Genomic DNA, 24,154 nt, shown 5'->3' with positions numbered 1-24,154 from the left:
CTAATTCCATTTGGTTTGCGTTCTCTCATATCGCTTTTAGTCTAAACTCCAGTAATTCAATTACCTTAATCTTCTGCTTCTACTTCCTGCCAGCCTTTGACAGCGCCAACAATAAAAGCACCTGCTGGATTATCAATAGCTTTCTCAAATGCAGCTAAACCACCTTCCTTGACAGCATTTATTACTCGTTTTTTCAAGGTAGGGTTACTTTCAATGCGGTTTATAGCTTCTGCTGCTACTACCATTTGCTGTGATGTAGTAGTGGTAGGGTAAGTTTGCTCTAATTGTTTTAGTAATTGCTGAATCTCAGCAGCAGCCTCAGCAAGACTTTGCGGCTGTCCGGCAGCGTAGTAATTACCTTGGATATAATCGCGTTCAATGCGCTCGTTATAGTTGCCGCCACCTGTGTTGATGGTGCGATCGCCAGTCATGGTTGTATCTCCTTGAACTACTGAGTTGCCTTCACCTTGAACGTTGTTGATATTGCCGCCAACTGAACCATCAACTGAAAATCCACCGGGGTTGTTTGTCATAGTACCTACCTGTTCTACATTTGAATAATAACTAGGGCGTTGTAGCGCCTGATTTACAAAATTTTCTAAACTACGAATTCTACTATCTTTTTCTGCTAAAAGTAATTTAATTTCTCTCTCTGGTAAAGCTTTTATCTCATTGTAAGTATCAAAATACTCTGCACTCAGTTGGGACTTTTCAGCCGTTGTTGCGGTTTTGGCACGAAGTAAAAACTTATCCTGTCCCCGTTTCTCCATTGCCACAATTTCTAGTTCAGCGTTAGGGTGATTCTCTGCTAACTGCTTAAAGGAAATTGCGATCGCCCTTGGGTCAACACCAGAGTTGTGGTAAAGGTCGAGTGTGTCAACAATGGGTTTGATGAAATCAGCGAAGTCTCCATCAGCAAAGGTTTCGTTCCAATTATCGGGCTTGCGTCGGGGGTTGGGGTCATCTGGGGTAGGCGATCGCATGAAGACATACTCGCACCTTACTCCATATAGTTTGGTATGACTTGTAATACCCCAGTCTTCAATGCAAGCACCAGTGAGAGTCGCACCTGTTAGGTCTGTTTCATCCAACTGAGTCTGAATTAGCTTTGCTCTGGATAAATCAGCGTCTTGTAAATTAGCTTCACTTAAATCTGCACCAATAAAGCTGGTGTCTATCAAGTTTGCTCCTTGTAAGTTGACACCATGTAGGTCTTGACGGTCAAAGTTTTTGTCCTCTCCTTGCCCTGTAATTAGTAGTTGTCGCACCTGGACTTTCTGAAGGTAACTTTTACCAGGACGAACAAAGGAGAGCATTTTAGCTTGATGGAAACGGGTACAGGTAAGAGTAGCATTTCTAAAATCTGTACTCTTAAGTGTGGCTCCCATGAAATCAGCACGTATTAAGTCAGCACTGCGAAAGCTTGTACCACCTATAGCAGTAAAGAAAATAGCACTTGTTTTAAGTGGTGTATACTTTTGATGATCGGCCAAGGCAAGTTTAGCCATGTAACAACCTGGTATTAATCCAAGCACATGTGTAGCCGTAGCTCCAGATATATTCCCTCTATCATCTAAAATCAGAAATCCAACCGTAATTCCACATATAGAACCAATCAAAGCTAAAGCTACAGCCACAGTTTCATTCCTAACTAAAACATTACTGCTAGCCACAGCAAAAGCTAGAATAAAGGGTACGCCCATAAGTCCAAAGCTGCAACCATAAAAAGCCATTGCTACCCATATTCCGTTAGGGAAATTCATATACGCAGCCCCAGCCATAGCCACAGCCAAGGCAAAAGCTCCTGTAAGAACTCCTAAAGCTGTTGTAAAGCCTATGTTTAGGCTAAATATAACAAAGATTATGCAAAGTATTAAAACTATCAAACCAGGAATATTACCAATTGATCTAGCAGCATCACCGACCAACAAGTATGCTAACCAAAGTCCGCTATATGCTGATATTAATCCTGATAATACAGATAAAAGTAATATAACTATTACTAAACCAATTATCCAATGCCATTGCAGCCCAGCTTTAGCATGACTGAAGTTTACACCCCTCAGATTTGCCCCTGTAAAATCTGCACTGCAAATATCTGCGCCACTAAAATTTGCTCCTTCAAGGTTTTGTCCTTTGAAGGAACGCCCACGAAGATTTTGACAGGAGAAGTCCTGGGGCATAACTGTTAAGAAGACGCTTGCACTTCAATTCTGATACAAATTGGCGATGAGATATTCCAGATTTGAGAAAAATTAATTTGAAAACACGATGACAGGACGCGAAAACTATTTCAAAACAGCGATCGCAACCAATCCCCCAGAACTGAAACTGATTATGCAGCAGTGGGCGATCGCATCCTCAAAAAAGTTCGGTCAGATAAGCTAAAGGCTGTAACTAAGGTAAACGAAATAAGAATCTTGATTGCAAAACACCGTTCTCAGTATAAACGGGATGAAAAAACTAACTCTTAAATTTACGACCCGTATCATATCGATTTGATTGTGAAATGGTTGCCTTCTTTGAGTGACCGCAAGCCTTTTGTATAAGGATAGGTAGATGCCTAAGCCAGGAATACTGCCAGGTTAGGTTAAGGAGAGCGTAACTGGAGGTGTTTATGTTTAAGTGCCCAGCTTGCTGTTAAGTACAGCAAGCTGTAGTAACTAACAAACTCTAAGTCCAATAAAGCAACTTAGCATTTGGAAAGCGCCGCCCAATCTCACCTTCAAAAAAGTAGCGTAGAGCTTTCATCGTGCCAGAGTCATATACATACTTCGTTCCACCAAACTTATTTCGCTTAACGCTACGGTTCGACTCGTCCATATCCAATTTTGATTGCGGATACCAAGTTTGCAGAACCTCTTTTGACCCAGGCGTAAAGCGGTGCGAGATCAGTTCAAAAGTTAGGTCACAATCAAAATCCAGCGCCTCGTTAATCTGGTCAAACAGACGACCATAGGAAGACTGCCAACCATCTATGGGCATAATCGGCGCGATAACCAGTCCTACTGGATACCCACCACCGCCGCATTCTCGTGGTAGCGCCAACCGCCGCAATGCCTGAAGTCTAGATGCTACGGATGCTGTACCACCCTCAAAACGACCAGAAATAGGTGCTGCATTAACGCTGACTCGACAACGGGTATGTCCATTATGTGGTAAATCGAGTAACCCATCCACAGCATCAAATTTCGATACCCAACGCAAATGAGTATTTTGACGAGTGCCAAAGTAGCGGATACATTCAGCAAGACTTCCAGTTAAATGCTCAATACCCAATGGGTCAGTGTAACAGCTAACTTCATAAGTTGTTACCTGTCCTGGCTGCTCATAGGTTGCTAAATTCTCTAATATTTGCGGCAAGTTAGCAAAAACGCGGATGACAGGTGGCCCTGACAAGCTACCAGCTAGGTAGCAGTATTGACAGTGAGCCGGACAGCCCTCGGCGATATGAAATTGCCAATCAGCAGAAGGTGGTATGGGACTCAGTTTAAAGGAACTGGGTGGTGCAGTAACCACTGCTAAGGTACGCTTGGCGATGTTGTAAGTATCGCGCTCAGATTCCCCACGCAAGCCCGTAAGACGGTTACGTGATAATTCTTCTATTGGTAGGTTGAGTGAACGCACACGTGCCAGAATCTGCTGCCCCCAAACCTCATTTAAGGCAGCAGGTGTAAACAGTACCCGTTCAGGTATCCACAACTTTGGCGATCGTGTTTGTGTATCTGATACTGAAACTGGGTCTGTAATTGTATTCACCAATATCGGTCTCCGTTATTTAGCTTGCTGACTTTTGCAATTAATTCTCTAGAACTTGCTTAATTCTTCGCTCCAACAAATCCAGATCTAGACTACCTTCATCACGACTAATCCGCCGCACTGTGGAGTTAACGTTGCCTAAGTCTACCAATAAATCTTGGAGAATTTCTTGCTGTTGACGTGCCTGAGTGACTTCTCGTGTCTCCTGTACTAAATCGCGCACGATGGTATCCTCAGCTCTTGAGGCAACAATCGGATTAGTTTGCCCCTGAAGTTGAACAAAGGTACGTCGCCCTGGTCCTCGGTCTTCTTCAATCGGTATCACTGCTGTGACTTGATCCGAACGCACGTACTTGCCAAATCCTAAATGGACTAGCACTGATGACTGTATTTTCATTTAAAGAAAACTTATTTTCGTGACCTGTTACCATTGTAAAATTTTCAAAGATGACCTTGGGGCTATAATGAAAGCGGATTCTACCCAATTAAAAGTAGTAGTTCCCTGTTGTAAAAAACAATGCATCTATTCTGGAAAAACTTGGTAACAAAAATCTTAATTATTAGACAATAAGCTTGCACATTCTCAATCAAAACTCATTCTGATTTGAAAGAGCGATCGCCCATTAGCGCGTCTTTTGTCCTAAGCCGAGCTGCCACTTTCTCCAGTCATGACAGCAGATGTAATCAAATGCGCCAATCGTAAAGCTTCTGGCACTTTGCCACAGTCAGTTAAGCGCTCAAGCACCCCAGCTACCACAGCAGGTTCTTCACCGCTAACTTGGAAGAAAAAGGGCGAATAGTCATAAATCGGGCCAGCAAGGTGCAAAAGTTTCAATCGCTGTTGGAAGTCTGGCAAATTACTCATCGCTTCCTCAACAGCAGCTAAATCAGGCTGGCGGCGCATCACGGTAACGCAGGGTAATTGCAGGCGCTCGGCCAATTCTGGAAGGTTGACAAGGTTAAACCCGCCAAACCCAATTCCATCTAAGAGCAAAATATGTAGTTGTGGTAAAAACTTCCTTCCAATCAACAACTTGCAGATGATTTCTGTAGCATCAAAACCATCTTGTTGTACTTCGCCCCACACCATACCTTCAAATCGGGTTCCCGCACACACCACCCCAGCTATAGATACATTGCCACCAGCACCCCGAATAAAAGGGGCATCATCAAAGCCGATAACGCGAATAGTACGATTGAGTTTGAGGAGAGATTCAAGTTTCATCAAGCTGTTATTTGGTGACTAGGGCGTGTTTTAAAACTCGGTAAAATGGTTGAGAATACTAAAAATTAACGAAGTTAACATTTATCTATGATCCTTCCACCGCAAAGTCGGGGCGACTTGACAGAGCGACAATGGAAGCGCCTGATGCCACTGCTTCCAGCTCAAAAACCAAAAACAGGCCGTCCAAGCAAAAATCACCGCACAATGATCAATGGTATGTTGTGGATTTTACGAACCGGAGCGCCGTGGCGTGATCTACCAGAACGTTATGGAGAATGGGAGACAGTAGCAGGTAGATTTTACCGTTGGCGTAGAAGTGGAATCTGGCAAAAGATTTTACAGTCCTTGCAGCAACAAGCCGATGCGTCGGGGCAACTTAATTGGGAACTACATTACGTAGATGGCAGTGTTATCCGTGCTCACCAACATGCAGCCGGAGCAAAAAGGGGGAGCTAAATTCTAACAGTGAGCTATCTGAAATTGAACAAGTTCAGCAAAGAGAGGCTTTAGGGCGTTCCAAAGGTGGCTTTAGTACCAAAATTCATATGCGCTGTGATGGTAATGGTTTACCTATTACATTTTTGCTCACAGTTGGTGAACGTCATGAAGCAGTGGTATTTGAGCAATTAATGTCACAAGGAGCGGTAAAACGTGCAGGTGTTGGTCGTCCTCGCTTACGCCCCAAGCGATTAGTCGGTGATAAAGGTTACAGCAGTGCTAATATTCGTCGTCATTTGCAACGGCGTGGTATTCGGTTAACCATTCCACGTAGGTCGAACGAACGCAGACGCGGTAAGTTTGATAAATCCATTTATCGCCAAAGAAATCGGGTCGAGCGATGTTTCAACCGTTTGAAGCAATTTCGTCGGATTGCTACACGCTATGAGAAGAAAGCTGATAACTACCTTGCAATGCTGACACTTGCTTCCATCATTCTTTGGCTATAGTTTTAGTTTTAAAACACGCCCTAGCCTTACTGATAGATTATTAGCACTGCCAATATAAAGCCAGCGTTCATTATACTTAAAAGCATACAAACCAGCATCTGTAGAAATATTTTCTAAGTCTAGAGGTTGCCATTTGATTTCGTTCATTTCGCTGAAATTTACTTATATACCTCTTTTAAAATTACAAGTATTTTCAGAGAAAAACATCGTATAATTACGAGATTATTCTTTGGAAATAGAATTTTAATGCCGTAAAATTACTGAGTAAACAGGACAAGTATGCGCTTGATAGCCAAGAGGTGTTGAGAGCAATAGTCAGTGTATGTACTACTACGATAGCTATCTTAATATCTGTATTTACTTTGTAGCAGATATAACTAATTAAACTCCTGTTTCTAGCTCCACCAAGCCCAGCACTTTCTCTTCCAAGTCCGTTAGATAAGCCCGGTTCAGCTTTCCTAATGATTCCAAAAACCTCTGCACCGACTCCTCTAGCCCACTCGAATACACCCGATTGATGCGATCGCATATCTCCCGCATCTGCTCACACTCGGCAGGCAGGTAATTGTAAGATTTGAGGTGCTGCAAACCAACCGTGTACTCGCCACCCCAGGTTTTGACAGTGCATGATACCAGGGCAAAGTAATACATTTTTTCTGTAACATATCTTGTATTATAAAGGTAATATAAGTAAAGCTCTTATTCTTTCGTAACAAACTTGTGCCAGCTTGAACTTGATCGCCCTAAAAGGAGAGTGGGAATGAAAAAAGTAGCGGTGTTTGGCAATGCTGGAGGCGGTAAATCAACTCTAAGCAAAAGATTATCCCAAATTACTGATTTACCACTTCACATCTTGGACAAGATTAAATATCAATCAGGGGGAACTGAGGTTCCACATGAAGATTATAAGCGCGTCCATCAGCAAATTTTAGCTACTGACCGATGGATTATTGACGGGTTTGGCTGCATGGAAACTCTCTGGCTAAGACTGAACGAGGCAGATACTCTGGTTTATGTCGATCTACCTCTATATGTGCATGGATGGCTGGTAACTAAACGATTTATTACAGGTTACTTTAAACCGCCATCAGGCTGGCCTGACAATAGTCCAATATTGAGGAGTTCGCTTAATAGTTACCGCGTACTTTGGCTATGTCACAAATATTTGACACCAAAATATCGTGAGTATATCGAGCAGGCTCAAAGCATGAAAAATGTTTATCATATTCGCTCGACTAAAGAAATTTCGCAATTCTTTGAATTAATTAAGTGCCAGACTAATTTAAAAGATGGTGCATAAATCTATGGAAATCAGATTTTTAAACACCCAAGATGTCGTCGTTTACCGCGAACTACGTTTGCAAGCATTGAGAGACTCGCCCACAGCATTTGCTTCCAGTTATGAGGAGGAATCCCGTTTTTCTTTGGCCGACTTTGCTGCCAGACTTCGCCCTCACGATAATTCTGCTAACGGGATTTTCGGTGCTTTTAGCGACACGGACAAACTTATTGGTATGCTCGGCTTCTCACGCGAGAACCGTTTGAAGCGTGTTCACATTGGTTCTCTCTGGAGTATGTATGTTTTACCTGAGAATCGAGGGCGAGGTGTTGGAGCCGCGCTTCTTGATGAGGCATTATCCCATGCTCGACGGCTTAATGGTCTGCGACAGATCGTTCTCACGGTCACTACAAACAATTTACCAGCCGCCTCTCTTTATAGCTCACGGGGTTTTGAGCGTTTCGGTTTAGAGCGTAATGCTTTATTTATTGATGGTAGATATTTTGATGAGGAGCATCTGGCATTACACTTCAACCATGATGCCTAACGAGAACCTGTTGCACACTTACTATATAAAAACGACCATAATTCTTAAAACTTTATCTCGTTCCCATATTCCAACTCCACAACACTCAACAATTTCTCTTCCACAGCAGTAAGATAAGGCCGATTTACCTTCCCCAACAACTGCAACAGACTTTTGACTGTCTCCTCAAGCGAATCGGAATACACCCGACCAATGCGATCGCAAATCACCAGCATCTGCTCACACTCGGCAGGCAAGTAGTTGTACGACTTTAGGTGCTGCAAGCCAACGGTGTACTCCCCATTCCAGGTTTTGACAGTGCAAGTGAACTCATTTACTTGGCTGACAATCCCCCAGCAGCCACCCTTGCCCCTGAGTTCTGGATTATCTTTGGCTAAGATTTGGCATACCTCGCCTAATTGATAGGTGTTAGGTACTTGAGTACGTTCCATTATTCGTTGCACCGCATCTTTGACGATGCGATGAGATGGTACTTTCCCCTTGGCAGATTCTACTGCTTGCTCCCATGCTTCGGGCTGAATATCTGGGTCAAGCTTGGACAGTGGCCTGATTTGCCACTCATTAGTCGGCAAAATGTGAACGTTCCGTTCACATTTCTCCACCAAATTATCAAAAATAACCGCAGCTTCTATTAAGTGGTAAGGCTGTCTGCGGCTAAAACCAAAGCGTTCGCGGCAATAATCTTCAAAAGTTTTGTGCGTGGAACGATATAATCTGCGATCGCGTAACTCAGTCAATGCCTTCCCTGCTTCAAAGAACGCTCGTTCTACCCTACGCTCCAAGTGCAGACGATCGCTCTGCTCCTGCTCGGTTAGTTCCGGTACTTCAACAGCAGGAACGTCAATTGTTGCTAAGGCTGGGTTTTCTTGAGGGGAGATATCCTCTTCTGCAAGGTCATTTGGTAATGTGCTGTCATTAGATGCAGCAGGGATGGCTTTTTTCCGTCTTCTAGAAGGTGGCTGGTTCATACTTCCACCTCCTTTAATCCGATGCTATTTGCTTTGAGTTGATTGCAACGTAAATGTTGGATGTAACTGGCAACTGTGTAGACTTAGCTTGCCGCAGGCATTGCTTATTAAAAGACGGTGAAGGCATAGCAAGAAGATGAACGCATTCATAATTCAGCATCTTCTTCAGGCTCTACAGCTTCATAAAGGTCTTTTGGCTCACAATTTAGTAACTCACAAAGTTTTGCAACTCGAACGAACATTTTGACTCCATCACGGCTTTTTTCCCAGTTGCGAACCGTCGAGACATCAAGCCCCAGCGCCTCCGCTATCTGCCTTTGAGTCAAATTCTTTTCCTCTCTGAGTTTTGCAATCCTAGACACGTAAATTTCTCCCATGCACTAATTCATAGCATTATCTTACCATGATTTTCTTCATGTGAACTAGTTGACACTGTGAACTTTTTCACGCATAATAAATATAGAAAAAGCGCCCCCGACTGCGAATCTAGAGCGCTTTTTCTGTCCCTAATAATAAGGAATCTTAATTATGACGCATCCAACCTACACACAGCAAGCCCTTTCACGCTATAGCCTCCCCCGCCTCAAAAGAATCGCCATTGAATTAGGCGTTACACCCGCCGGGGACAAAAGAGCGGCTGATACCTGGGTAAACGCAATCATCGCCCACCAATCCACCCAGCTTCAGAAAGTTGACAACCAAGCCCTCGCTCAAGCCGAACTCGACAACTACATCGCTGACCAAGCCCAAGCCGTAGCTCCCGAACCACTGACAACAAAAGAAATATCCTTTTACGATCACGAAATATATTCAGGCAATCATCTAATTGCCACCATCAGCCACGACGATGACCTAACCCAACCTTGGGTAGTCATGGTAGAGGGTAAAGAGAAATTCCGAGCTAACACTTATGCAAGATGCCACCGCTTCATTCAATGGCATCACCAAGACAGCACACTAAACGAACCCGCCCAAATACAGACAGAAACACCCTACACAACTGAAAACCTAATCATGGCGCATATTTTCAACGAGTGCCAAAATTATGGGTTTGAAATTCTCGACGATGGCATTTACAACAACGGCGTGAAACTGGGCCAAGTCGGATGCACTGACGGGAACTGGTGGGTGATCCTGGGTTGTTCAGGACAGCAGCAGTATTCTGACTCTGTGTTTGATGCAGTGCGCTCATTATCAATGGTGGACGTGTCTACTGATGGTAAATCCATTTTTGATGAATATTTTTTAGAGCAGCCGTTAGAACAGCTAACTGGCGATAAATTGCAACGGCTGCTGGAGAGAACGGAGTTAGTCACAGCGTAATTCAGTAGTCAGAATCCAGGAGTCAGTAAAGAAACAAAGAGCAGGGTGCAGAAGTTAATAAAATCTGCCTTCCTCCTCTTCTTCCCACCTCTTCCCGAAATTCTGAATTCTGACTCCTGAATTCTTCTCTCATTTTCCCTTTATTCACCTATTCACATCTATGCAACCTACAATCTCAATCCCTCAACACTGGGGCTACCCTCGCTTTGCTTTGGATCAACGTACAGAACAAGGCACGATTCTAGGACTTTACTACTACCCATTTGGTACAGAATTGGCTGAACAATTTGATGAAGGATGGCGTTATGTATTGATGCCTAAGAAGAATTCTGATGAAATATCGTACTTGCAAGAGAATCAAATCCAACCGCTCTCCCCACAGGAATTGTTCACGCAAATTACCGCAGAAATTGAATTCTATCAGCGTCAAATCTCAATCTTGCGACAACAGTTAGCTGTAGTAACTGGAGGTAGTAGTAATGGCTAATTCTACAGACAGCTTTGAACGCAGAGCCAATCATTTGCTGCGTTTGCTTCAGCTTTGCGGCGGTTGTGTTCCTCTGCATCGTTTGCAATTCCAATTCTCGGATTCAGTAATTCAAACTCTACTGGATAAAGAACTGGTGCAAATGCAGAACACGGGACGCGGTTTTTTGTTAGAGATTGCCGAGGATTTTTAGGTTATTAATCCCAGAGGAGAAAATTATGAAACTTTACGCGAAAACCATTCCACAGGCTTTACCCGATTGGGCGACTGTCGTTACAAAGAGCGCAGATTTATTTGAGATTGAAATCAACGATGAACACCCGAACTTTCAATCTCTGCTTGAAGAGTTAGAAACGGAGATTGAGCCAGGAATATTCGGTGTAAAAGCGGATGACTTATGTTCACGGCTTGGCATTGAAATGTCTAACCCAAATCTCCACTACTTAGTTGAACAAGCTCAAACTCTGATATCTGAAATTGCTATACACCCAGACTACAAACAACTCTTAGAAGCAGGGTATCAGCCAGATTTAAACATTGCTGATGCTAGCACTGCCCTGACTTATTTGCAATGGGAGTTAGAGCGGAATCGAGAACCTTCTGTTTAGTAAAGAAGCGATTGCTTGAATATCAGCTTTTCTTCAAGCAATCGTAAAGCACTGAAAGTTTACGCTACAAACCACTAATTATTGCACAGGTCAACAAAATATGGTTACTGAAATCAAACTAGGTTTATGCAACCCTCCCGAACCCATCTATTTATATGTCAAAAACGCCGAGTTATGTGGAGAATCTTACCTGTGGTATCACTACGATATTGACAGGGAGAAAACCATCCCAGTTCCCCAAAGAGCATTAACTGGGTGTCTGTCTGAACTGCGATTTACGACTAAAGAGTTCAAAGGAAAGGATAATCTGAAGCTGGATATTGTTGTCAGTGCCGATGAACTTTATGTCATCAGAAGTGGTGTTGAAACAAACTTCACCAAAAGCTTTATCTTGGCTGCATCATTAGTACAGGATTTTTCTAAGCCACTGATTATTGCTGCTAATGCTGGTGAACAAAATACGGTTTTCTGTAATCTATATGATGCAGTAACTAAAACCAGAATTGAAAGAGAATGGAATAAAAATGCTGATTGGGGAACTCTCATTAATGACATTCAATCTCGCTTAGGTGGCACATCCTCAACTATCCCATCTATAGCAGAAACCCCAGTAGCTCCAGCAAAACTTAGTGTAGTTCCGCAAAAAGTACATCCTCAAGATTTACGAGTAAAAAATATTCGCACTTTGCTTGATTATCCGCTTGATTTAGTCAAAGAGTGGTTGCAATTTCAGGATGTTGACCGCCCAAGTTTACTTGATATTAGCCAGATTAATGAACTAATCAAAACCATGTGTTTGGCTTGGGCTTCAAACAAGTGTGAATATCCCAATCATGCTGAGTCTTCGTATCAAAAGCTAGTTGTTGATGCTGTTGCTAGCGGTGCTGATGAGTTAGCTGCAATCAGAACGTGGATGCAACAGTTGCAAGCGGTAAAAGCTGGAGCAGTGTAAATCAAAAGTCAGGATTTAGAAGAAGTTTTATTTCTGAATCCTGAATTAGTCAAATAGGAATAAAAACCATGAAAGTCATTGTCACAGTTGTTGAAAAAATCACAAGTGAAGCGCACATCGATATCCCTGATGGGCTAAATCAATCTGCAATTAAACAGCACATCGTAGACCGCTACAACAGTGGGGCAATGTCCACATATATGAATATTTATCAGGTGGACTTTGAATCTATTAGCGCTCAAATTGTACAAGAACAGACTGACACACATTCTATCTCTGCGTCAATAGGGTAGGTGAGATTATGAGTATCAAATGGACTGATGAGGAACTCGCAATTATTGAGGCGAAAGCTGAAGTCTATACAGTCAAACAAATAGCCTCAAGCTTAAAAAGACGAGGATTTTATCGCACACCAGTTGCAATTTATCTGAAGTTAAATAGCTTAGGTTATTCAGCCCGTCCTACTCTTGATAACTATTCTTGTAAAGAAATTGCCCAAGTTCTGAAATTGAATTTCTCAACTGTATCTAGATGGGTAGGAAGAGGATGGCTCAAAGCTACTAAACGTTCTGCCAAACATTATCAAGTCAGAATTTCTCATCTCAAACATTTTTTTGACAACCCACCACAATCAATTAAAAAACGCATTGCTGCTCTCGATACCGAAGCCATTAATTACTTATTAGGAAGAAAAGCATGATTGACCACATTAACACGCTTCAAACAATCTGGTATATCTCGCCACCTTGGAGACAAACAATTCCACCCCTTGAGGTGAATTTACTTGAGAGAGTATACCTTAGAACCACGAGAACATTTGGTTACTGCTGCGGTATGCAATGGAAACACGAATGTTGGATTTATTCAATTGATTGCGGTAAAGAAATACTCCACGCTACACAGAACCAAATCATTGGGACGGGAGAATTAGAAGCCATCAACGTGCAAAAACCTGCTTTCGTTTTGGGCGAAAGAATGATGCTCTGTTCTCACGACAAGGGAACAAAACAACGGCTGATTTTGGGGATTGGGCTTGTGAATAACTCTTGGTTTTACCTTGTTGAATTAATGTCGCCAACCTTAAGTCAATCACGGGCTATATCTAATCGTTTCTCACTGGTTGGTGAAAAAAGTTTGGTGCGCGTGAATGTCTAATTCTCTCTAATCAACAACGAAAAATTATCACCCAACTAAAGTTATGTCGCAAATCGAAATCGCTCAAATTATCGACCAGATAAAGCAAGAAATCAGCGTTGATGCTTTGGGACACGGTAAGGCTAGTATTCGAGCAACTGCAAGGCTGGCAGATGTACAAGATTCTTCACTTCGTCGTGCGTTACTAAGTGCGGCACTGGAACCCTCTGCATTAGCCCAAAGCCTTATACAACAAGGATTTAGCCCTGCGGCACTAGAAACCTGGAATGAGGGAATACCTGATATAGGTGTTGCTGCCGTTATTGAATATTACGCTTTTGATGCTGGGCGGTACTGCAAACAGCAAGCCAGACTTGTATGCAAAGCTTTCAATCGGATCGGTGTTCGCGCCTGGATGCAAGACATTATGGGCTGGACAAAACCCGCCACTCAACCACAAGAACAACCCACTACACCAGCCCTCCCCCCAGTTGAACAACGATTGCATACTCTTGTTCTGGCCATGAAAACTTTAGCTGAGTTAACTGGTGGCAGACTCAACCCATACATGGAACAGCAATTCAAAGACTATGCCGGGAATCTTTTGGCAGAACACAACAGAAAATTGTTAACCCCTTCAGAAGAACGATGGTTGGGGGTTGTAAATTTTGCAGAGAACGAACTTGGAAAGAAAGTCCCCCTGAACGGCGCTCACTACCGTGGTCATCTTGGGACATGGGTTCGCACATTCTACCCGCACCTGGGCGATCGCCAAGAAACGCGATTGGTTAACGGTGTGCAACAGCCCATCTATGTTTACGCTTGTCACGAGCCGACTGTTGCGGCTGGGTTGACCAAAGCTGTAGAAGAATTCTTTGCTCATCCCAGTCCTGGTGCAACGCTAAGGCAGGCGGGGGCTTTCACTAGCAAGAAAGCTGTAGTTACTGCTTGATGGTCATTGATCATTGGTCATTAGTCATTAGTCATTAGTCATTGGTCATTGGTCATTGCTCAAGCAGAGCGATCGCCAAGTAATCAAGAATTAAGACTTTTACAACAAAGGTAAATTTTACCTTGAGGGGAAAAGATATGGAACTCGGCTACTTCCAGAAAGATGTATTGATTGAAAAACTAGCTAAGAAATTCTACGCGATCCAAGGCTATGTAGTCCCCGAATCATATCGAATGCAATCAGCTACACATCCAGCAGAAAGAGCGTGTGTGCCTATGGCTTTGTTTGCTATTCAAGAATTTGAATCCATCGAAGATGAATGTTCAGATGAGGAGGTGGAGGAAGACTCTTCAGAAACAGACAGCACAAAAAAAGTAATTACTTGGTTTGGTGAGTTTTGGAAATTTGGCGACAGAGAACAAATCAAAGAAAGAGTACAAGATTATATTATTAGCCTAAATTGCTTAACTGATACTGAATCAGATAAGTTAGGCGAGTGGACTTGGGAAGATTTTTCTAGTTTTAAAAAAATCACTAAAAAATATCCTATGCCGGAAGTAGCTGAAGCCCAAGTTGATTGGAAAAAAGTAGGAGCTTTTATTCATGAATTATTTGGGGTAAGTTTCCATGAAGACGAAGAATTAGAAGATGAGGAGGATTAAATATGAATAAAGAACAGTGGCTAACTCTTGGAGAAACACTATTTGGACAAGACAAGATGCAATGGAAGTTTAAGTGTCCATGTTGCGGTCACATTGCTTCTGTCCAAGATTACAAAAAAGCTGGCGCTCCATCTTCTGCCGCAGGATTTTCTTGTGTAGGACGATGGATGCCAGTTTGTAAAGATGCTTTCGATGATAAGGATAAGCGCAAGATTCCTTGTAATTACGCTGGCGGCGGATTAATTAACCTTAATCCCGTTGATGTTGATGGAATTAAAGTTTTTGAATTTGGGGTTTGAGGCAGGAGATATGGAAGTCGTAGTCACAGTAGTTGAAAAAGTTGCATCTGTTGCCCATATTAATATCCCCGATAGCCTATCAGTTGATGGAATCAGGCAACACATTGTTGGCTACTACAACAGTGGAGAAATGCAAGCATATTTGAATATTTACCAAGTAGATTTTGAATCTATTAGCGCTCACATTGGTTCAAAAACCAATATTACTTGGCATCAAGGAGATACTTGTGCAACCCGTCAGTATTACTTTTGCAAACTTGGAAGATTTACTTTGACTCTGTTAACTGATGCAGAGCAAAACTTAACTCGTACAGAAGTTTACTTTGGGCATCACAAGCAACTTATTTACACATCAGAAAAAGAGATATCCAAAGAATTAGCAACAGTTGAACTCCAAAATTTCTTAAGTGGATTAGCTGTTGAACTTCAGACTTTAAGCCACATTGAATTTCCAGAACAAGACTGAAATTAACATTGAAAATAACAGGAGTTAAACATGAGACTAACAACATTAGAAGGTCAATACCAGTGCATCGTGATTGACCCTCCCTGGTTCTATCGGCTGAGAAATCAGGATAAAACTCACCGAAACCGCATTAACTACAAGCCAATGCATATAGAAGAAATATTGTCATTGCCTGTTCCAGACTTAAGCGATTGCAGGGGGTCAGTTCTTTGGCTTTGGTTCACCAACAATCACATGATTGAAGCGGCTCAATGCTTGCAAACATGGGGATTTGAACTCAAGACTATTTTGACTTGGGAAAAAGTTACCAAGGATAACACTAAAACACATCTAGGTGTCGGTCATTGGTTGCGGAATTCGACTGAACACTGTGCTTTGGCTGTTCGTGGGAATGTCAAAGCTTTCTCTGGACGGACACTCACAAACGAGTCCACCATCCTGCACTCTCCCAGGCGTGAGCATTCCCGTAAGCCCGAAAGTTTCTACCAACTCGTAGACAAACTGTGTCCAGACATAACCAAGCTGGAGATGTTCGCACGCGAGTCTAGGGACGGCTGGGATTGTTGGGGTGATGAGGCTCTGAAGTTTGATCAGCCTGTTGAGCAGAGTCAGCAAGATATTTGCTTAACTGCCTAACTAAGGAATAATTTAGGCACTAAAAGCCTACGCTCATCTGGAAAATCCAATACCAAGCTCTTAAACACTAATTTTCTGTGGGAGTGTCGGTTGTTGACTGATACAAGGAGCGCAATTGTTCTAAGTTACTGGCCGTCTCTAGTCCCGTAAGAACTGCTCTTAATTGCTCGACATCTTCAATTCTGGAAATTTCTGGTAGTAGGCTTAAACCCTCAGTACCAAATTTTAGTTTTAAACCAACTGCAATCCCTTCTAATAAAGATTCCATTCTGGCAATTCGCTCAAATGATGTCATGTACTGCATAGATTGTTGTGCCTCCAGTTGTTCTACTTCTCTTTTAAATTCTCGTTCTAAATCTAATGGTAATGTCAACATCCAATCAATAAAACCTAACAAATTCAGAATAGCTTCGCGCTCAAACCCCTGCTCGTACAACCTACGCGCTAAAGCTAATTTCTGCTGCTTACGTTGTAACCTGTCACCACGGGTTTGCATTGCTGCCAAATGAGCCATGACCACCGTAGCAAACGGATTATGGCTCTCTTCAAGCTCCGGCAACCTTTGTTGATAGTCTAGCAGCTTGATCACAGGAAACTGAAAATCAACTGTACAGCCAAACAATTCATAACCAAATTGATTTGGTCGCCAGTCGATGTTGTCATCTCCCAGTACCGCACATGATGCAACAGAGCGATTATAACGGTCAAAAATCCGATAGTTGTATACAAACATACGTTTCGGGAAATCGCTTTCTTCCTGGCTTTGGACTTCGACATGGATCAATAGCCAAGATTCTTCACCCCTAATACGGTAAATTTTCACCAATTTATCAATCAGTCGCTTTCCTAATTCCGCATCACGGACTACTTGCTGTAGCTCCTGATCTAGAAACTCAAAACCTCTACTCCAATCAATTTCACTATGCGCTTGGGGAAAAAAGAACAACATGAAATCTTGGAAATACAACTGTAGTATCTGCTTCCAAGGAGAATCGTATTCAGTAAGAGGTGTTTTCTTAGCCATTTTAAAATGTATTGTCTAATTTCAAATTTCAGAGGTATTTATGCCAACAAACATAGAATGGACAGACTTAACAGATAATATCATCCGTGCCAAGGGAGGCGGTTGGTGGTGTCAAAAAATCTCAGAGGGATGTAAAAATTGCTATAGCGAAAAGCTGAATCAAAATTCTTTCTTTGGTGGGAATAAGCAACCCTACTCTGGGCAACCACCAGAACTAGTGTTAGATACAGAAGCTATTCGGAAATGGGGATTCCAAAGGAAACCTAAGAAGCATTTCGTTTCTTCAATGACTGATGTTTTTGGTGAATGGGTTCCGCGTTTGTGGCAACATGAAATGCTAGATGGAATGTTCGCTGCTCCCAATCAAGTATTTCAGATTCTCACCAAACGCCCAGAAATCATGCTGTCATCTATGGATGAATGGCTCTCCTATCATGGACTAGACAAGCTACCTTTAAATATTTGGCCAGGAACTTCGATTGAGAATCGCCGCACTTTAGAAGAACGTAGTCAATTTCTTGCTCAAATTCCGGCTTTAATTCGGTTCTGGTCAGTTGAACCATTGTTAGAAGATTTGGGCGATATCACTCACTACTTGAATGATGTTCAGTTAGTAATTGTTGGTGGTGAATCTGGCCCAAATTCCAGACCATGCCACATCGAATGGCTCGAATCGATTGTCCAACAATGTCACGCGGCTAAAACACCTGTGTTTGTGAAGCAGTTGGGGGCGAATGCAATATTTCGGGGACAGCGATTCAAAACCCGCGACAAGAAAGGGGGAAAAATTGAAGAGTTTCCTCTTCATCTGCAAGTTAGACAATTTCCGTTTGATGCGTGAATAAAGCAAAACCCCCGCCTGTAGCGCAGTGCGGGGGAAGAATAAACTCACAATTTTTGAGGAATGGAGATTATAACCATGATTTTAGCAGAAAACATGATTTTTGGAGGTCTAGAAAGATGAATTGGCTCTCTAATCAAAACAGTTTTCTAGCCTGGGAATCGCGTTCTAGGGACACGATAGAAGTCAAACGTTGTTATGTAGACGTGGCTGGTGGTGACTTAATCGCTGGAATTTTACTTAGTCAGATCATCTACTGGCATTTACCGGATCATGAAGGGCAATCCCGACTCAAAATTGAACGTGATGGGTACAAGTGGCTGGCTAAAAAGCGTGATGATTGGTGGAAGGAGTGCAGAATTACACCCAGACAGTTTGATTTAGCTACTAAGCTTTTGCAGTCCAAAAATCTGATTAAAACTGCAACTTATAAATTTGGGAATAGCCCCATAAAACACATCCGCATTGACTGGGAAAACTTCTTGAATGAACTACAAGCTGTTGTACAAGCTCCTCCTAATGCTCCTGAGCGGATTAAGACAACATTTGCCCGTTCTGACCAAAATGGTAATTTAACAAAATGTCAAAGTCCAAGTTTACAAAATGGTGAGTTAGAACTTAACAAAATGTCAAATTTAAAATTAACATTTTGTCAAGATGATCTAATAGATACAGAGATTACTTCAAAGATTACTTCAGAGATTACACACAATGCGCCCCTGGCTTCGCCACCCGCGCCCCCCACCCAAGAAAGTGTGTGTGAAAAAGAAGAACTTGATTTAACAACGAAAGAAGTTGAACTTGAAGAACCAACTTCAAAAAAACCAAGCTTAGAAGAACCAACCCCAGAAAAACCAACCCCACAACAACCCACTTCGTTGTTAAAAAATTCCGGGTCTTTGCAACAAACCGATAACACCTCATGTAGACCAACTATTGCGGCGGGGTTGTTCGATAAAAAAAACGAACAAGCAAACAAGAAACCAAGCAAACCAAAATTTCAGTCGATTGATGATTTGCTCAATCACATCTTGCTTGACCCCGGCATCTTGGCATCTGAGCCTTTACCCGCAGTTTACAGAAATGAAATCAAGCTCCGTTCTTGGCGTTTCCCCTGGCGTACTTCTTGCAGAGACAACATTTACCAAACTTGCGATCGCCGTTTGGTGGAGTTAATCGCCAAGGAGAGAGCCGAGTGGGACAAGGTTAATTGGCAGCAAAAAGTCCCCACTGTGATCAAATCAATCAGCAATTTGGAGGTGAGTAAAGCTGGTTTAGAAGAACTGCTGGTTTATTGGTCAAGAGTTCTTGAATCATCTACACCGCAAACTGAACAATCAAAAGCCAACGACCAACCCATCGGTTACTACTCAAATCGTTCTCTTGATTGGCATAAAGCCACATTCAGCGAACTTCTAGATCGCATGGATGAAGTTGGTAAAGACAAAGCGATCGCTTCTTTCAGCACTCGCTATGACCAACAACACCCAGGTGCAACGCTCAAATGGTTGGATTGGTTAAAACTTACACATCCCCAAATGTATGTGTATTTACATCCGCAAGCTGCATGAGGACAATTCGCAATTCGCAATTCGCAATTCGCAGTTTTTCAACTAACCCTTCTCCTTCGGAGACGCTATGGCGAATGACTACGCTCAGGACAAGCTTAATACGAAACACACAGTTTGCCATTAAGTAAACCAACAGAAAAAATCAAACGATGTCAAGAAGATTTAATCAACCTAAAACCCTCTTCCCCTCTGCTTTATCTCGGCTACAGATACTTCCAGCATTTAATTCGCATTTTAATTGCGAATTGCGAATTCTTATGAGGATTTATGACACAAGACAAAACAAACTTCACATCGCAACAAGACCGCTTACCTCCACAAAGCATTGAGGCTGAAGAAGTAATACTCGGTGGCATTATGCTCGATCCAAGTGCCATGAGCCGAATCAGCGATCGCTTAGTGGCAGATGCTTTTTACATCAATGCCCACAAAGACATTTATCAAGCAGCCTTACGACTGTACAGCCAGGGATTGCCAACGGATTTGCTTTGTATCACCAACTGGTTGTCTGATAATGGTTTATTGTTCCGTATCGGTGGACGCAATAAACTGGCTAGTCTGGTTGACCGTACTGTGTCAGCTGTGAACATCGATGTTTTAGCTGACTTAGTAATGGAAAAATACCAAAGGCGGCAGTTAATCCTTGCTGGCACTGAGATTGTTCAACTCGGCTATGCCACCGAAACTGATTTACCTGTAATTCTCGACGAAGCCGAACAAAAAGTCTACTGCATTAAGTCTGAGCATTCTGCCTCTGACTTGGTTCATATTTCTCATGCCCTAGCCGACACTTTTACCGAAATTGAAGCACGTCATGCTGGTACAGGTTCACCAGCACTGGCTAGTGGATTTTATGACCTGGACAGTATACTCGGCGGTGGTTTTCGCAAAGGACGGTTGTATGTATTGGCTGCTCGTCCTTCTGTTGGTAAATCCGCTTTGGCTGGTAATCTCGCTCTCAATGTTGCCAAAACTGGGAAGATGCCGATCTGCGTTTTCAGCTTGGAAATGTCTACTGATGAGTACGTACAGCGATTCTTGAGCAGCGAATCTGGCATTGAAAATAACTTCTTAGAAACTGGGAATGTCTCTGACAGTCAGTGGCAACCTTTGAGCGTGGCGATCGCGCAGTTAAGCGAACAACAGATTTTTATCAACGACGAATCTTGCCCCTCTCTTAATGAAATCCGTAGCCAAGTCCGCCGAATTTCATCCCATTACGGTGGTGTTGGGCTTGTGATCATTGACTACTTACAGCTTATGGCGCTTGATACTGATTCACGGGTGAACATGGCTCAACGAGTCGGTGAAATCAGCCGAGGATTAAAAAGATTAGCCAAAGATTTGGATGTGCCTGTACTGGCTTTGTCCCAACTCAACCGCGAAGTTGAACACCGTAACGATAAACGCCCTGTACTAAGTGATTTAAAAGACAGTGGTGCTGTTGAGCAAGACAGTGATGTTGTGATCATGCTTTACCGCGAAGAAATGTACAACCCCGATACTCCAGATCGTGGCATTGCTGAGTTAGTCGTTCGCAAGCAACGCAATGGCCCCACTGGTACAGTCAAGCTTTTATTTGACCATCAGTTTACCAGATTCAAGAATTTATCTCGTGGTCGTAGTTTTTAAGGAGCTACTGGAGGATAAACATTGTCTTTTATGCGGGAACTGAGAATGATTAAAACTTACCAACAGCTTTTACAACAGTGGGCGGCTCTTGCCCCTGATGAATGCTCTACCACTGACAGGGATTACAGGTTTAAGGTAAAAGTGCTGCCCCAAGTTGAAAAATGTTCTTTCGATAACCCCTGGCGTTCTGTTACTTCCAAAAACCTTACTTGGCGACTTCATGTAGCTGAAGATGTAATTCTCAGACAGTTGAATTTTGTTCTTCTAACAGTTTTACATCGCTGTTCTAACCGTCAGTCCAATATTCATTTCACTTTCATAGAGCTTGGAACTATTGCCACAATCTGCAACGGGCTGCGTTCACAGTCACATCCACATCCAGCGATCGCGGCATTAGACGCATACATTCAATTGCTGAATTTTTAGAAGGTGGTACATGAAAGCGATATCCGTTCGTCAGCCCTGGGCATGGGCGATAATTTATGCTCTAAAGGATATTGAAAACCGTGGCTGGCCTATCAATTATCGCGGCGACATTCTGATTCACGCTGCAAAAACCTGTACCAAAAAAGAGTACCAGTTAGCGAGAGAATTTTGCCAAGGGATGGGGGTAGTAATCCCAGAGTTAATCTCTCTACGTCGTGGACAAGTCATCGGTATTGTCACAATAGTTGATTGCAAGTTTTCACAAGTTGCATCTGGCTGGGGAATGCCTGGGCAATACCATTGGCAGTTGGAAAATCCGCGAGAAATCACACCAATTCCTTACATTGGGCGGTTGGGAATTTTTGAAGTACCCGATGATTTGGTCATGGAGGTGGCCGCATGACTAAATCAGCCCGAAGTCATACGCTACTTCCAAAGCCAAAATCAGTAATAATTAAGTTATCTGAAACACCCGAAAAATTCTTAGAGAAAGGGGTCAAAGCCTCACAGAGGGAATCAGTCGGTTGTCTTTATCAGTACCTCGAAACTAAAAAGCTACTTAATGGGTTAAAGGTTTTTTATCCCCGTGTCATTGGTGAACGTGACCCGAATAATCCCTTTCATTGGCGATGGGCATTCAATTGGAAAGAGAAGATAAACGGGGCATGGAAAGGCAAAAGTATCGGCTCAATTCCCCCTGGCGCTGTCCCAATGATTCGGACACTGCAACAACAGGGGGCAACTAAGGAAGATATTATCGCTTTTATCAAAAGAGCGAAATCCAAAAAGACATCACCAAAATTAGATGTCTGCAAAAATTTTGATAACACAAAAATAAAACCAGTTCTTCCAAATGATGCACCGATCGCTGTAGTACTTTTTGCTGGTGGCGGCGGGATTGAAACGGGGATGGTGCAAGCCGGGATTCGTCCAGCTATCGCAGTCGAGTTCGACCCCACAAAACCAGAATTGAGTCGGGCGATCGCTCTCAATCATCACCGCAACTTTAGCGAGTATGGCTGTAGAATAATCCAACTAACAGTTCAAGAAGTAGCACGGTTAGGATTCATAGGTTTTCCCCGCCGCCCCGATTACCTCCATGCCTCCCCAGTGTGCGCCAACTTCAGTCAAGCTCACACTGCAAAAGCGGGTAAGGGTATTGAAACGGCTGATGATCTGACGGCTGCGATCGCAGTCGCAGAAGCTATCCGACAGTTGCAGCCACGGGTGTTTACTCTCGAAAATGTGCCGCGCTATCAGAACAGTCAGAGTTTTGCCATCATCCTGAATGCTTTGGAACAAGAGGGTTACTCGGTCGATTACAGCGTGGTCAACATGGCTGACTTTGGGCTACCCCAGGCGCGGCGGCGGTTAGTTCTGATTGCCAGTAGGGGTTTGAGCATTGCCTTACCTTTGGGAACTACACCTTGCGGTTGGTACAAGGCGATCGCCCATCTCATCCCCACGATGTCTGATTCACAGCTGCTACCTAGACAGCAACAAGCTTTGGAGAAATTTTTAGCCGGGAATGCGCCAACACCATTGCTAATAGAAAGAGTTGGGGGGCGTACACAGTCCAAATATAAGCCTGGGCATTTACCTTGCAACACCATTCTGCGATCGCATTTCACAGATCACAAGGGCTGCAACCGTAGTAAGTTCGCTGATATCTGGTTGCCGGATGGTACAGTCAAGTCTTTGTCTATTGAAGGGGCTGCAATCTTGCAAGGGTTTCCGTGTTGGTATGAGTTTCCCAACGAGACTGCTACGGCTGGGTCAATTATCGGCTATTCTGTGCCTCCCAGTTTTGCGACTCAATTATTTATATCTGCACAAAGTATAGCTATGTAGGCAATAGCTAAGTTCTAAAAGTTCTCTTAGCAGTTCTGGATTAGCAGGTAAAGTTCGCCCAACTTTTAAGGCTGTGTATGGGTTGCAAAGAAAGGGAAGCTATTATAAGTTTTTAAATAATATTTGTAACTAATTCAAACTTTACAGGCTCATATTATACATCTCAAACCTTGGGAAGACTTAATATCAAGCACATCTCTGTAATCCTACGTAAGTTGGGGTTGAGCGCTGATAGCAGCAGTTTAGTCGTGAGCAACGTTGATAAACGGTGCAAACCCGCTTGGGAGAAGAACATCTCTCTGTTGCCACCATGAAGGAGCTAGCAGAACTCTACTATTATCAAGGACGCTATGAGCAAGCTGAATCGCAAAGTGCTGTATCTGCAAGCTTCAGGACAGAGAGAACAGTTGCAGGGAGAACAACATTCTTCTGTTGCGACTACCCTGAAAATCCTAGCAGAACTCTACTATTATCAAGGACGCTATGATCAAGCCGAAGAGTTGTTAGTGGAAGCTTCAGGACAGAGAGAACAGTTGCAGGGAGAACAACATTCTTCTGTTGCGAC

At 43.0% G+C, this 24,154-nt stretch carries 32 protein-coding genes; 23 read left to right on the top strand and 9 right to left on the bottom strand.

The annotated features are described in order from the left end of the window. Positions 1–65 precede the first annotated feature (65 nt). From ABF638_RS27915 to ABF638_RS27900, 4 genes are all read right to left on the bottom strand, one after another. The gene (locus ABF638_RS27915) at positions 66–2,183 is read right to left on the bottom strand and encodes a pentapeptide repeat-containing protein (RefSeq protein ID WP_435026136.1); all 2,118 of its coding nucleotides are present in this window, start codon (positions 2,181–2,183) and stop codon (positions 66–68) included. 490 nt (positions 2,184–2,673) lie between these two features. Further along, a complete protein-coding gene (locus ABF638_RS27910; protein WP_435026137.1) occupies positions 2,674–3,696 on the bottom strand; it encodes a spore photoproduct lyase family protein in 1,023 nt (340 codons plus the stop codon). A gap of 103 nt (positions 3,697–3,799) precedes the next feature. Further along, on the bottom strand, positions 3,800–4,156 hold the full coding sequence (locus ABF638_RS27905) for a hypothetical protein (protein WP_435026135.1): 357 nt from the start codon (positions 4,154–4,156) through the stop codon (positions 3,800–3,802). 243 nt (positions 4,157–4,399) lie between these two features. Continuing rightward, a complete protein-coding gene (locus ABF638_RS27900) occupies positions 4,400–4,984 on the bottom strand; it encodes a DUF99 family protein (protein WP_435026134.1) in 585 nt (194 codons plus the stop codon). Positions 4,985–5,071: 87 nt separating this feature from the next. Between ABF638_RS27900 and ABF638_RS27895 the strand changes: the two genes are divergently transcribed. Next, positions 5,072–5,931 (top strand): IS5 family transposase gene (locus tag ABF638_RS27895; protein ID WP_435026132.1). Its coding sequence is split into 2 segments (ribosomal slippage): positions 5,072–5,437 and positions 5,440–5,931, totalling 858 coding nucleotides; the frame shifts between segments, so codons are not numbered across the junction. Here ABF638_RS27895 and ABF638_RS27890 read toward each other — a convergent pair. Continuing rightward, a complete protein-coding gene (locus ABF638_RS27890) occupies positions 5,926–6,078 on the bottom strand; it encodes a hypothetical protein (protein WP_435026131.1) in 153 nt (50 codons plus the stop codon). The two genes, ABF638_RS27895 and ABF638_RS27890, sit on opposite strands and share 6 nt — an antisense overlap. A 234-nt stretch (positions 6,079–6,312) precedes the next feature. Then, on the bottom strand, positions 6,313–6,582 hold the full coding sequence (locus tag ABF638_RS27885) for a hypothetical protein (protein ID WP_435026130.1): 270 nt from the start codon (positions 6,580–6,582) through the stop codon (positions 6,313–6,315). 109 nt (positions 6,583–6,691) lie between these two features. Here ABF638_RS27885 and ABF638_RS27880 point away from each other — a divergent pair, with 109 nt between their 5' ends. Together ABF638_RS27880 and ABF638_RS27875 are read left to right on the top strand one after the other, a co-directional pair. Further along, positions 6,692–7,231: an adenylate kinase gene (locus ABF638_RS27880; protein ID WP_069072005.1), complete on the top strand. Its 540-nt coding sequence runs from the start codon at positions 6,692–6,694 to the stop codon at positions 7,229–7,231. A gap of 4 nt (positions 7,232–7,235) precedes the next feature. Then, complete coding sequence (locus ABF638_RS27875) at positions 7,236–7,757, top strand: GNAT family N-acetyltransferase (RefSeq protein WP_069072004.1); 522 nt, start codon at positions 7,236–7,238, stop codon at positions 7,755–7,757. A gap of 44 nt (positions 7,758–7,801) precedes the next feature. Here ABF638_RS27875 and ABF638_RS27870 read toward each other — a convergent pair whose 3' ends face one another. Beyond that, complete coding sequence (locus tag ABF638_RS27870; protein WP_435026129.1) at positions 7,802–8,725, bottom strand: hypothetical protein; 924 nt, start codon at positions 8,723–8,725, stop codon at positions 7,802–7,804. Positions 8,726–8,871: 146 nt separating this feature from the next. Beyond that, complete coding sequence (locus tag ABF638_RS27865; protein WP_229467018.1) at positions 8,872–9,087, bottom strand: helix-turn-helix domain-containing protein; 216 nt, start codon at positions 9,085–9,087, stop codon at positions 8,872–8,874. Between the two features lie 166 nt (positions 9,088–9,253). On the opposite strand from ABF638_RS27865, the gene ABF638_RS27860 reads away from it, so the two are divergent. The 13 genes from ABF638_RS27860 (at position 9,254) to ABF638_RS27800 (ending at position 16,244) form a co-directional block, all read left to right on the top strand. After that, positions 9,254–10,048 (top strand): hypothetical protein, encoded by a 795-nt coding sequence (locus ABF638_RS27860; protein ID WP_435026128.1) that lies wholly within the window; start codon positions 9,254–9,256, stop codon positions 10,046–10,048. A 160-nt stretch (positions 10,049–10,208) separates the two neighbouring features. Beyond that, complete coding sequence (locus ABF638_RS27855; protein WP_435026127.1) at positions 10,209–10,535, top strand: hypothetical protein; 327 nt, start codon at positions 10,209–10,211, stop codon at positions 10,533–10,535. Continuing rightward, on the top strand, positions 10,528–10,728 hold the full coding sequence (locus tag ABF638_RS27850) for a hypothetical protein (protein ID WP_435026125.1): 201 nt from the start codon (positions 10,528–10,530) through the stop codon (positions 10,726–10,728). The genes ABF638_RS27855 and ABF638_RS27850 overlap by 8 nt, the downstream gene beginning before the upstream one ends. Before the next feature lie 25 nt (positions 10,729–10,753). Next, entirely contained in the window at positions 10,754–11,143 is a 390-nt protein-coding gene (locus tag ABF638_RS27845; protein WP_435026124.1) for a hypothetical protein, read from the top strand. A 100-nt stretch (positions 11,144–11,243) separates the two neighbouring features. Next, positions 11,244–12,095 (top strand): hypothetical protein, encoded by an 852-nt coding sequence (locus tag ABF638_RS27840; protein WP_435026123.1) that lies wholly within the window; start codon positions 11,244–11,246, stop codon positions 12,093–12,095. 68 nt (positions 12,096–12,163) lie between these two features. Next, a complete protein-coding gene (locus ABF638_RS27835; protein ID WP_435026122.1) occupies positions 12,164–12,388 on the top strand; it encodes a hypothetical protein in 225 nt (74 codons plus the stop codon). 8 nt (positions 12,389–12,396) lie between these two features. Next, the gene (locus tag ABF638_RS27830) at positions 12,397–12,795 is read left to right on the top strand and encodes a hypothetical protein (RefSeq protein ID WP_435026121.1); all 399 of its coding nucleotides are present in this window, start codon (positions 12,397–12,399) and stop codon (positions 12,793–12,795) included. Then, positions 12,792–13,250, top strand: a complete 459-nt coding sequence (locus tag ABF638_RS27825) for a DUF1392 domain-containing protein (RefSeq protein ID WP_435026120.1) — start codon at positions 12,792–12,794, stop codon at positions 13,248–13,250. The genes ABF638_RS27830 and ABF638_RS27825 overlap by 4 nt, the downstream gene beginning before the upstream one ends. A 43-nt stretch (positions 13,251–13,293) precedes the next feature. Beyond that, on the top strand, positions 13,294–14,181 hold the full coding sequence (locus ABF638_RS27820; RefSeq protein WP_435026119.1) for a hypothetical protein: 888 nt from the start codon (positions 13,294–13,296) through the stop codon (positions 14,179–14,181). A 137-nt stretch (positions 14,182–14,318) separates the two neighbouring features. Further along, positions 14,319–14,843 (top strand): hypothetical protein, encoded by a 525-nt coding sequence (locus ABF638_RS27815; RefSeq protein ID WP_435026118.1) that lies wholly within the window; start codon positions 14,319–14,321, stop codon positions 14,841–14,843. Between the two features lie 2 nt (positions 14,844–14,845). Then, complete coding sequence (locus tag ABF638_RS27810; protein ID WP_190963715.1) at positions 14,846–15,142, top strand: VVA0879 family protein; 297 nt, start codon at positions 14,846–14,848, stop codon at positions 15,140–15,142. Positions 15,143–15,152: 10 nt separating this feature from the next. Then, positions 15,153–15,608 carry a hypothetical protein gene (locus tag ABF638_RS27805; RefSeq protein ID WP_435026117.1) on the top strand — a complete coding sequence of 152 codons (456 nt, stop codon included), beginning with the start codon at positions 15,153–15,155 and terminating at the stop codon, positions 15,606–15,608. A gap of 30 nt (positions 15,609–15,638) precedes the next feature. Further along, complete coding sequence (locus tag ABF638_RS27800; RefSeq protein WP_435026116.1) at positions 15,639–16,244, top strand: MT-A70 family methyltransferase; 606 nt, start codon at positions 15,639–15,641, stop codon at positions 16,242–16,244. A gap of 67 nt (positions 16,245–16,311) precedes the next feature. Here the strand turns inward: ABF638_RS27800 and ABF638_RS27795 are convergent, their stop codons facing one another. Further along, positions 16,312–17,268, bottom strand: a complete 957-nt coding sequence (locus tag ABF638_RS27795; RefSeq protein ID WP_435026115.1) for a cytosolic protein — start codon at positions 17,266–17,268, stop codon at positions 16,312–16,314. Between the two features lie 40 nt (positions 17,269–17,308). On the opposite strand from ABF638_RS27795, the gene ABF638_RS27790 reads away from it, so the two are divergent. The 7 genes from ABF638_RS27790 to ABF638_RS27760 all read left to right on the top strand — a co-directional run. Then, complete coding sequence (locus ABF638_RS27790; RefSeq protein WP_435026114.1) at positions 17,309–18,109, top strand: DUF5131 family protein; 801 nt, start codon at positions 17,309–17,311, stop codon at positions 18,107–18,109. A 119-nt stretch (positions 18,110–18,228) separates the two neighbouring features. Further along, positions 18,229–19,680: a hypothetical protein gene (locus ABF638_RS27785; protein ID WP_435026113.1), complete on the top strand. Its 1,452-nt coding sequence runs from the start codon at positions 18,229–18,231 to the stop codon at positions 19,678–19,680. Between the two features lie 267 nt (positions 19,681–19,947). Continuing rightward, positions 19,948–21,312 carry a replicative DNA helicase gene (dnaB, locus tag ABF638_RS27780; protein ID WP_104902089.1) on the top strand — a complete coding sequence of 455 codons (1,365 nt, stop codon included), beginning with the start codon at positions 19,948–19,950 and terminating at the stop codon, positions 21,310–21,312. A 45-nt stretch (positions 21,313–21,357) separates the two neighbouring features. After that, positions 21,358–21,738 carry a hypothetical protein gene (locus ABF638_RS27775; RefSeq protein ID WP_435026112.1) on the top strand — a complete coding sequence of 127 codons (381 nt, stop codon included), beginning with the start codon at positions 21,358–21,360 and terminating at the stop codon, positions 21,736–21,738. A 10-nt stretch (positions 21,739–21,748) separates the two neighbouring features. Beyond that, the gene (locus tag ABF638_RS27770; RefSeq protein ID WP_435026111.1) at positions 21,749–22,141 is read left to right on the top strand and encodes an ASCH domain-containing protein; all 393 of its coding nucleotides are present in this window, start codon (positions 21,749–21,751) and stop codon (positions 22,139–22,141) included. Then, positions 22,138–23,589 (top strand): DNA cytosine methyltransferase, encoded by a 1,452-nt coding sequence (locus ABF638_RS27765; RefSeq protein WP_435026110.1) that lies wholly within the window; start codon positions 22,138–22,140, stop codon positions 23,587–23,589. Before ABF638_RS27770 ends, ABF638_RS27765 begins: the two co-directional genes overlap by 4 nt. Before the next feature lie 350 nt (positions 23,590–23,939). Then, the coding region (locus tag ABF638_RS27760) for a tetratricopeptide repeat protein (protein WP_435026109.1) at positions 23,940–24,154 on the top strand (215 nt) is incomplete at its 3' end.

The sequence above is a fragment of the Nostoc sp. CALU 1950 genome (assembly GCF_051172895.1).
GTDB classification, from domain to species: domain Bacteria; phylum Cyanobacteriota; class Cyanobacteriia; order Cyanobacteriales; family Nostocaceae; genus Nostoc; species Nostoc edaphicum_A.
Note: the sequence above shows the minus strand (reverse complement) of the source record. Positions and strands in the feature narration are given on the sequence as shown.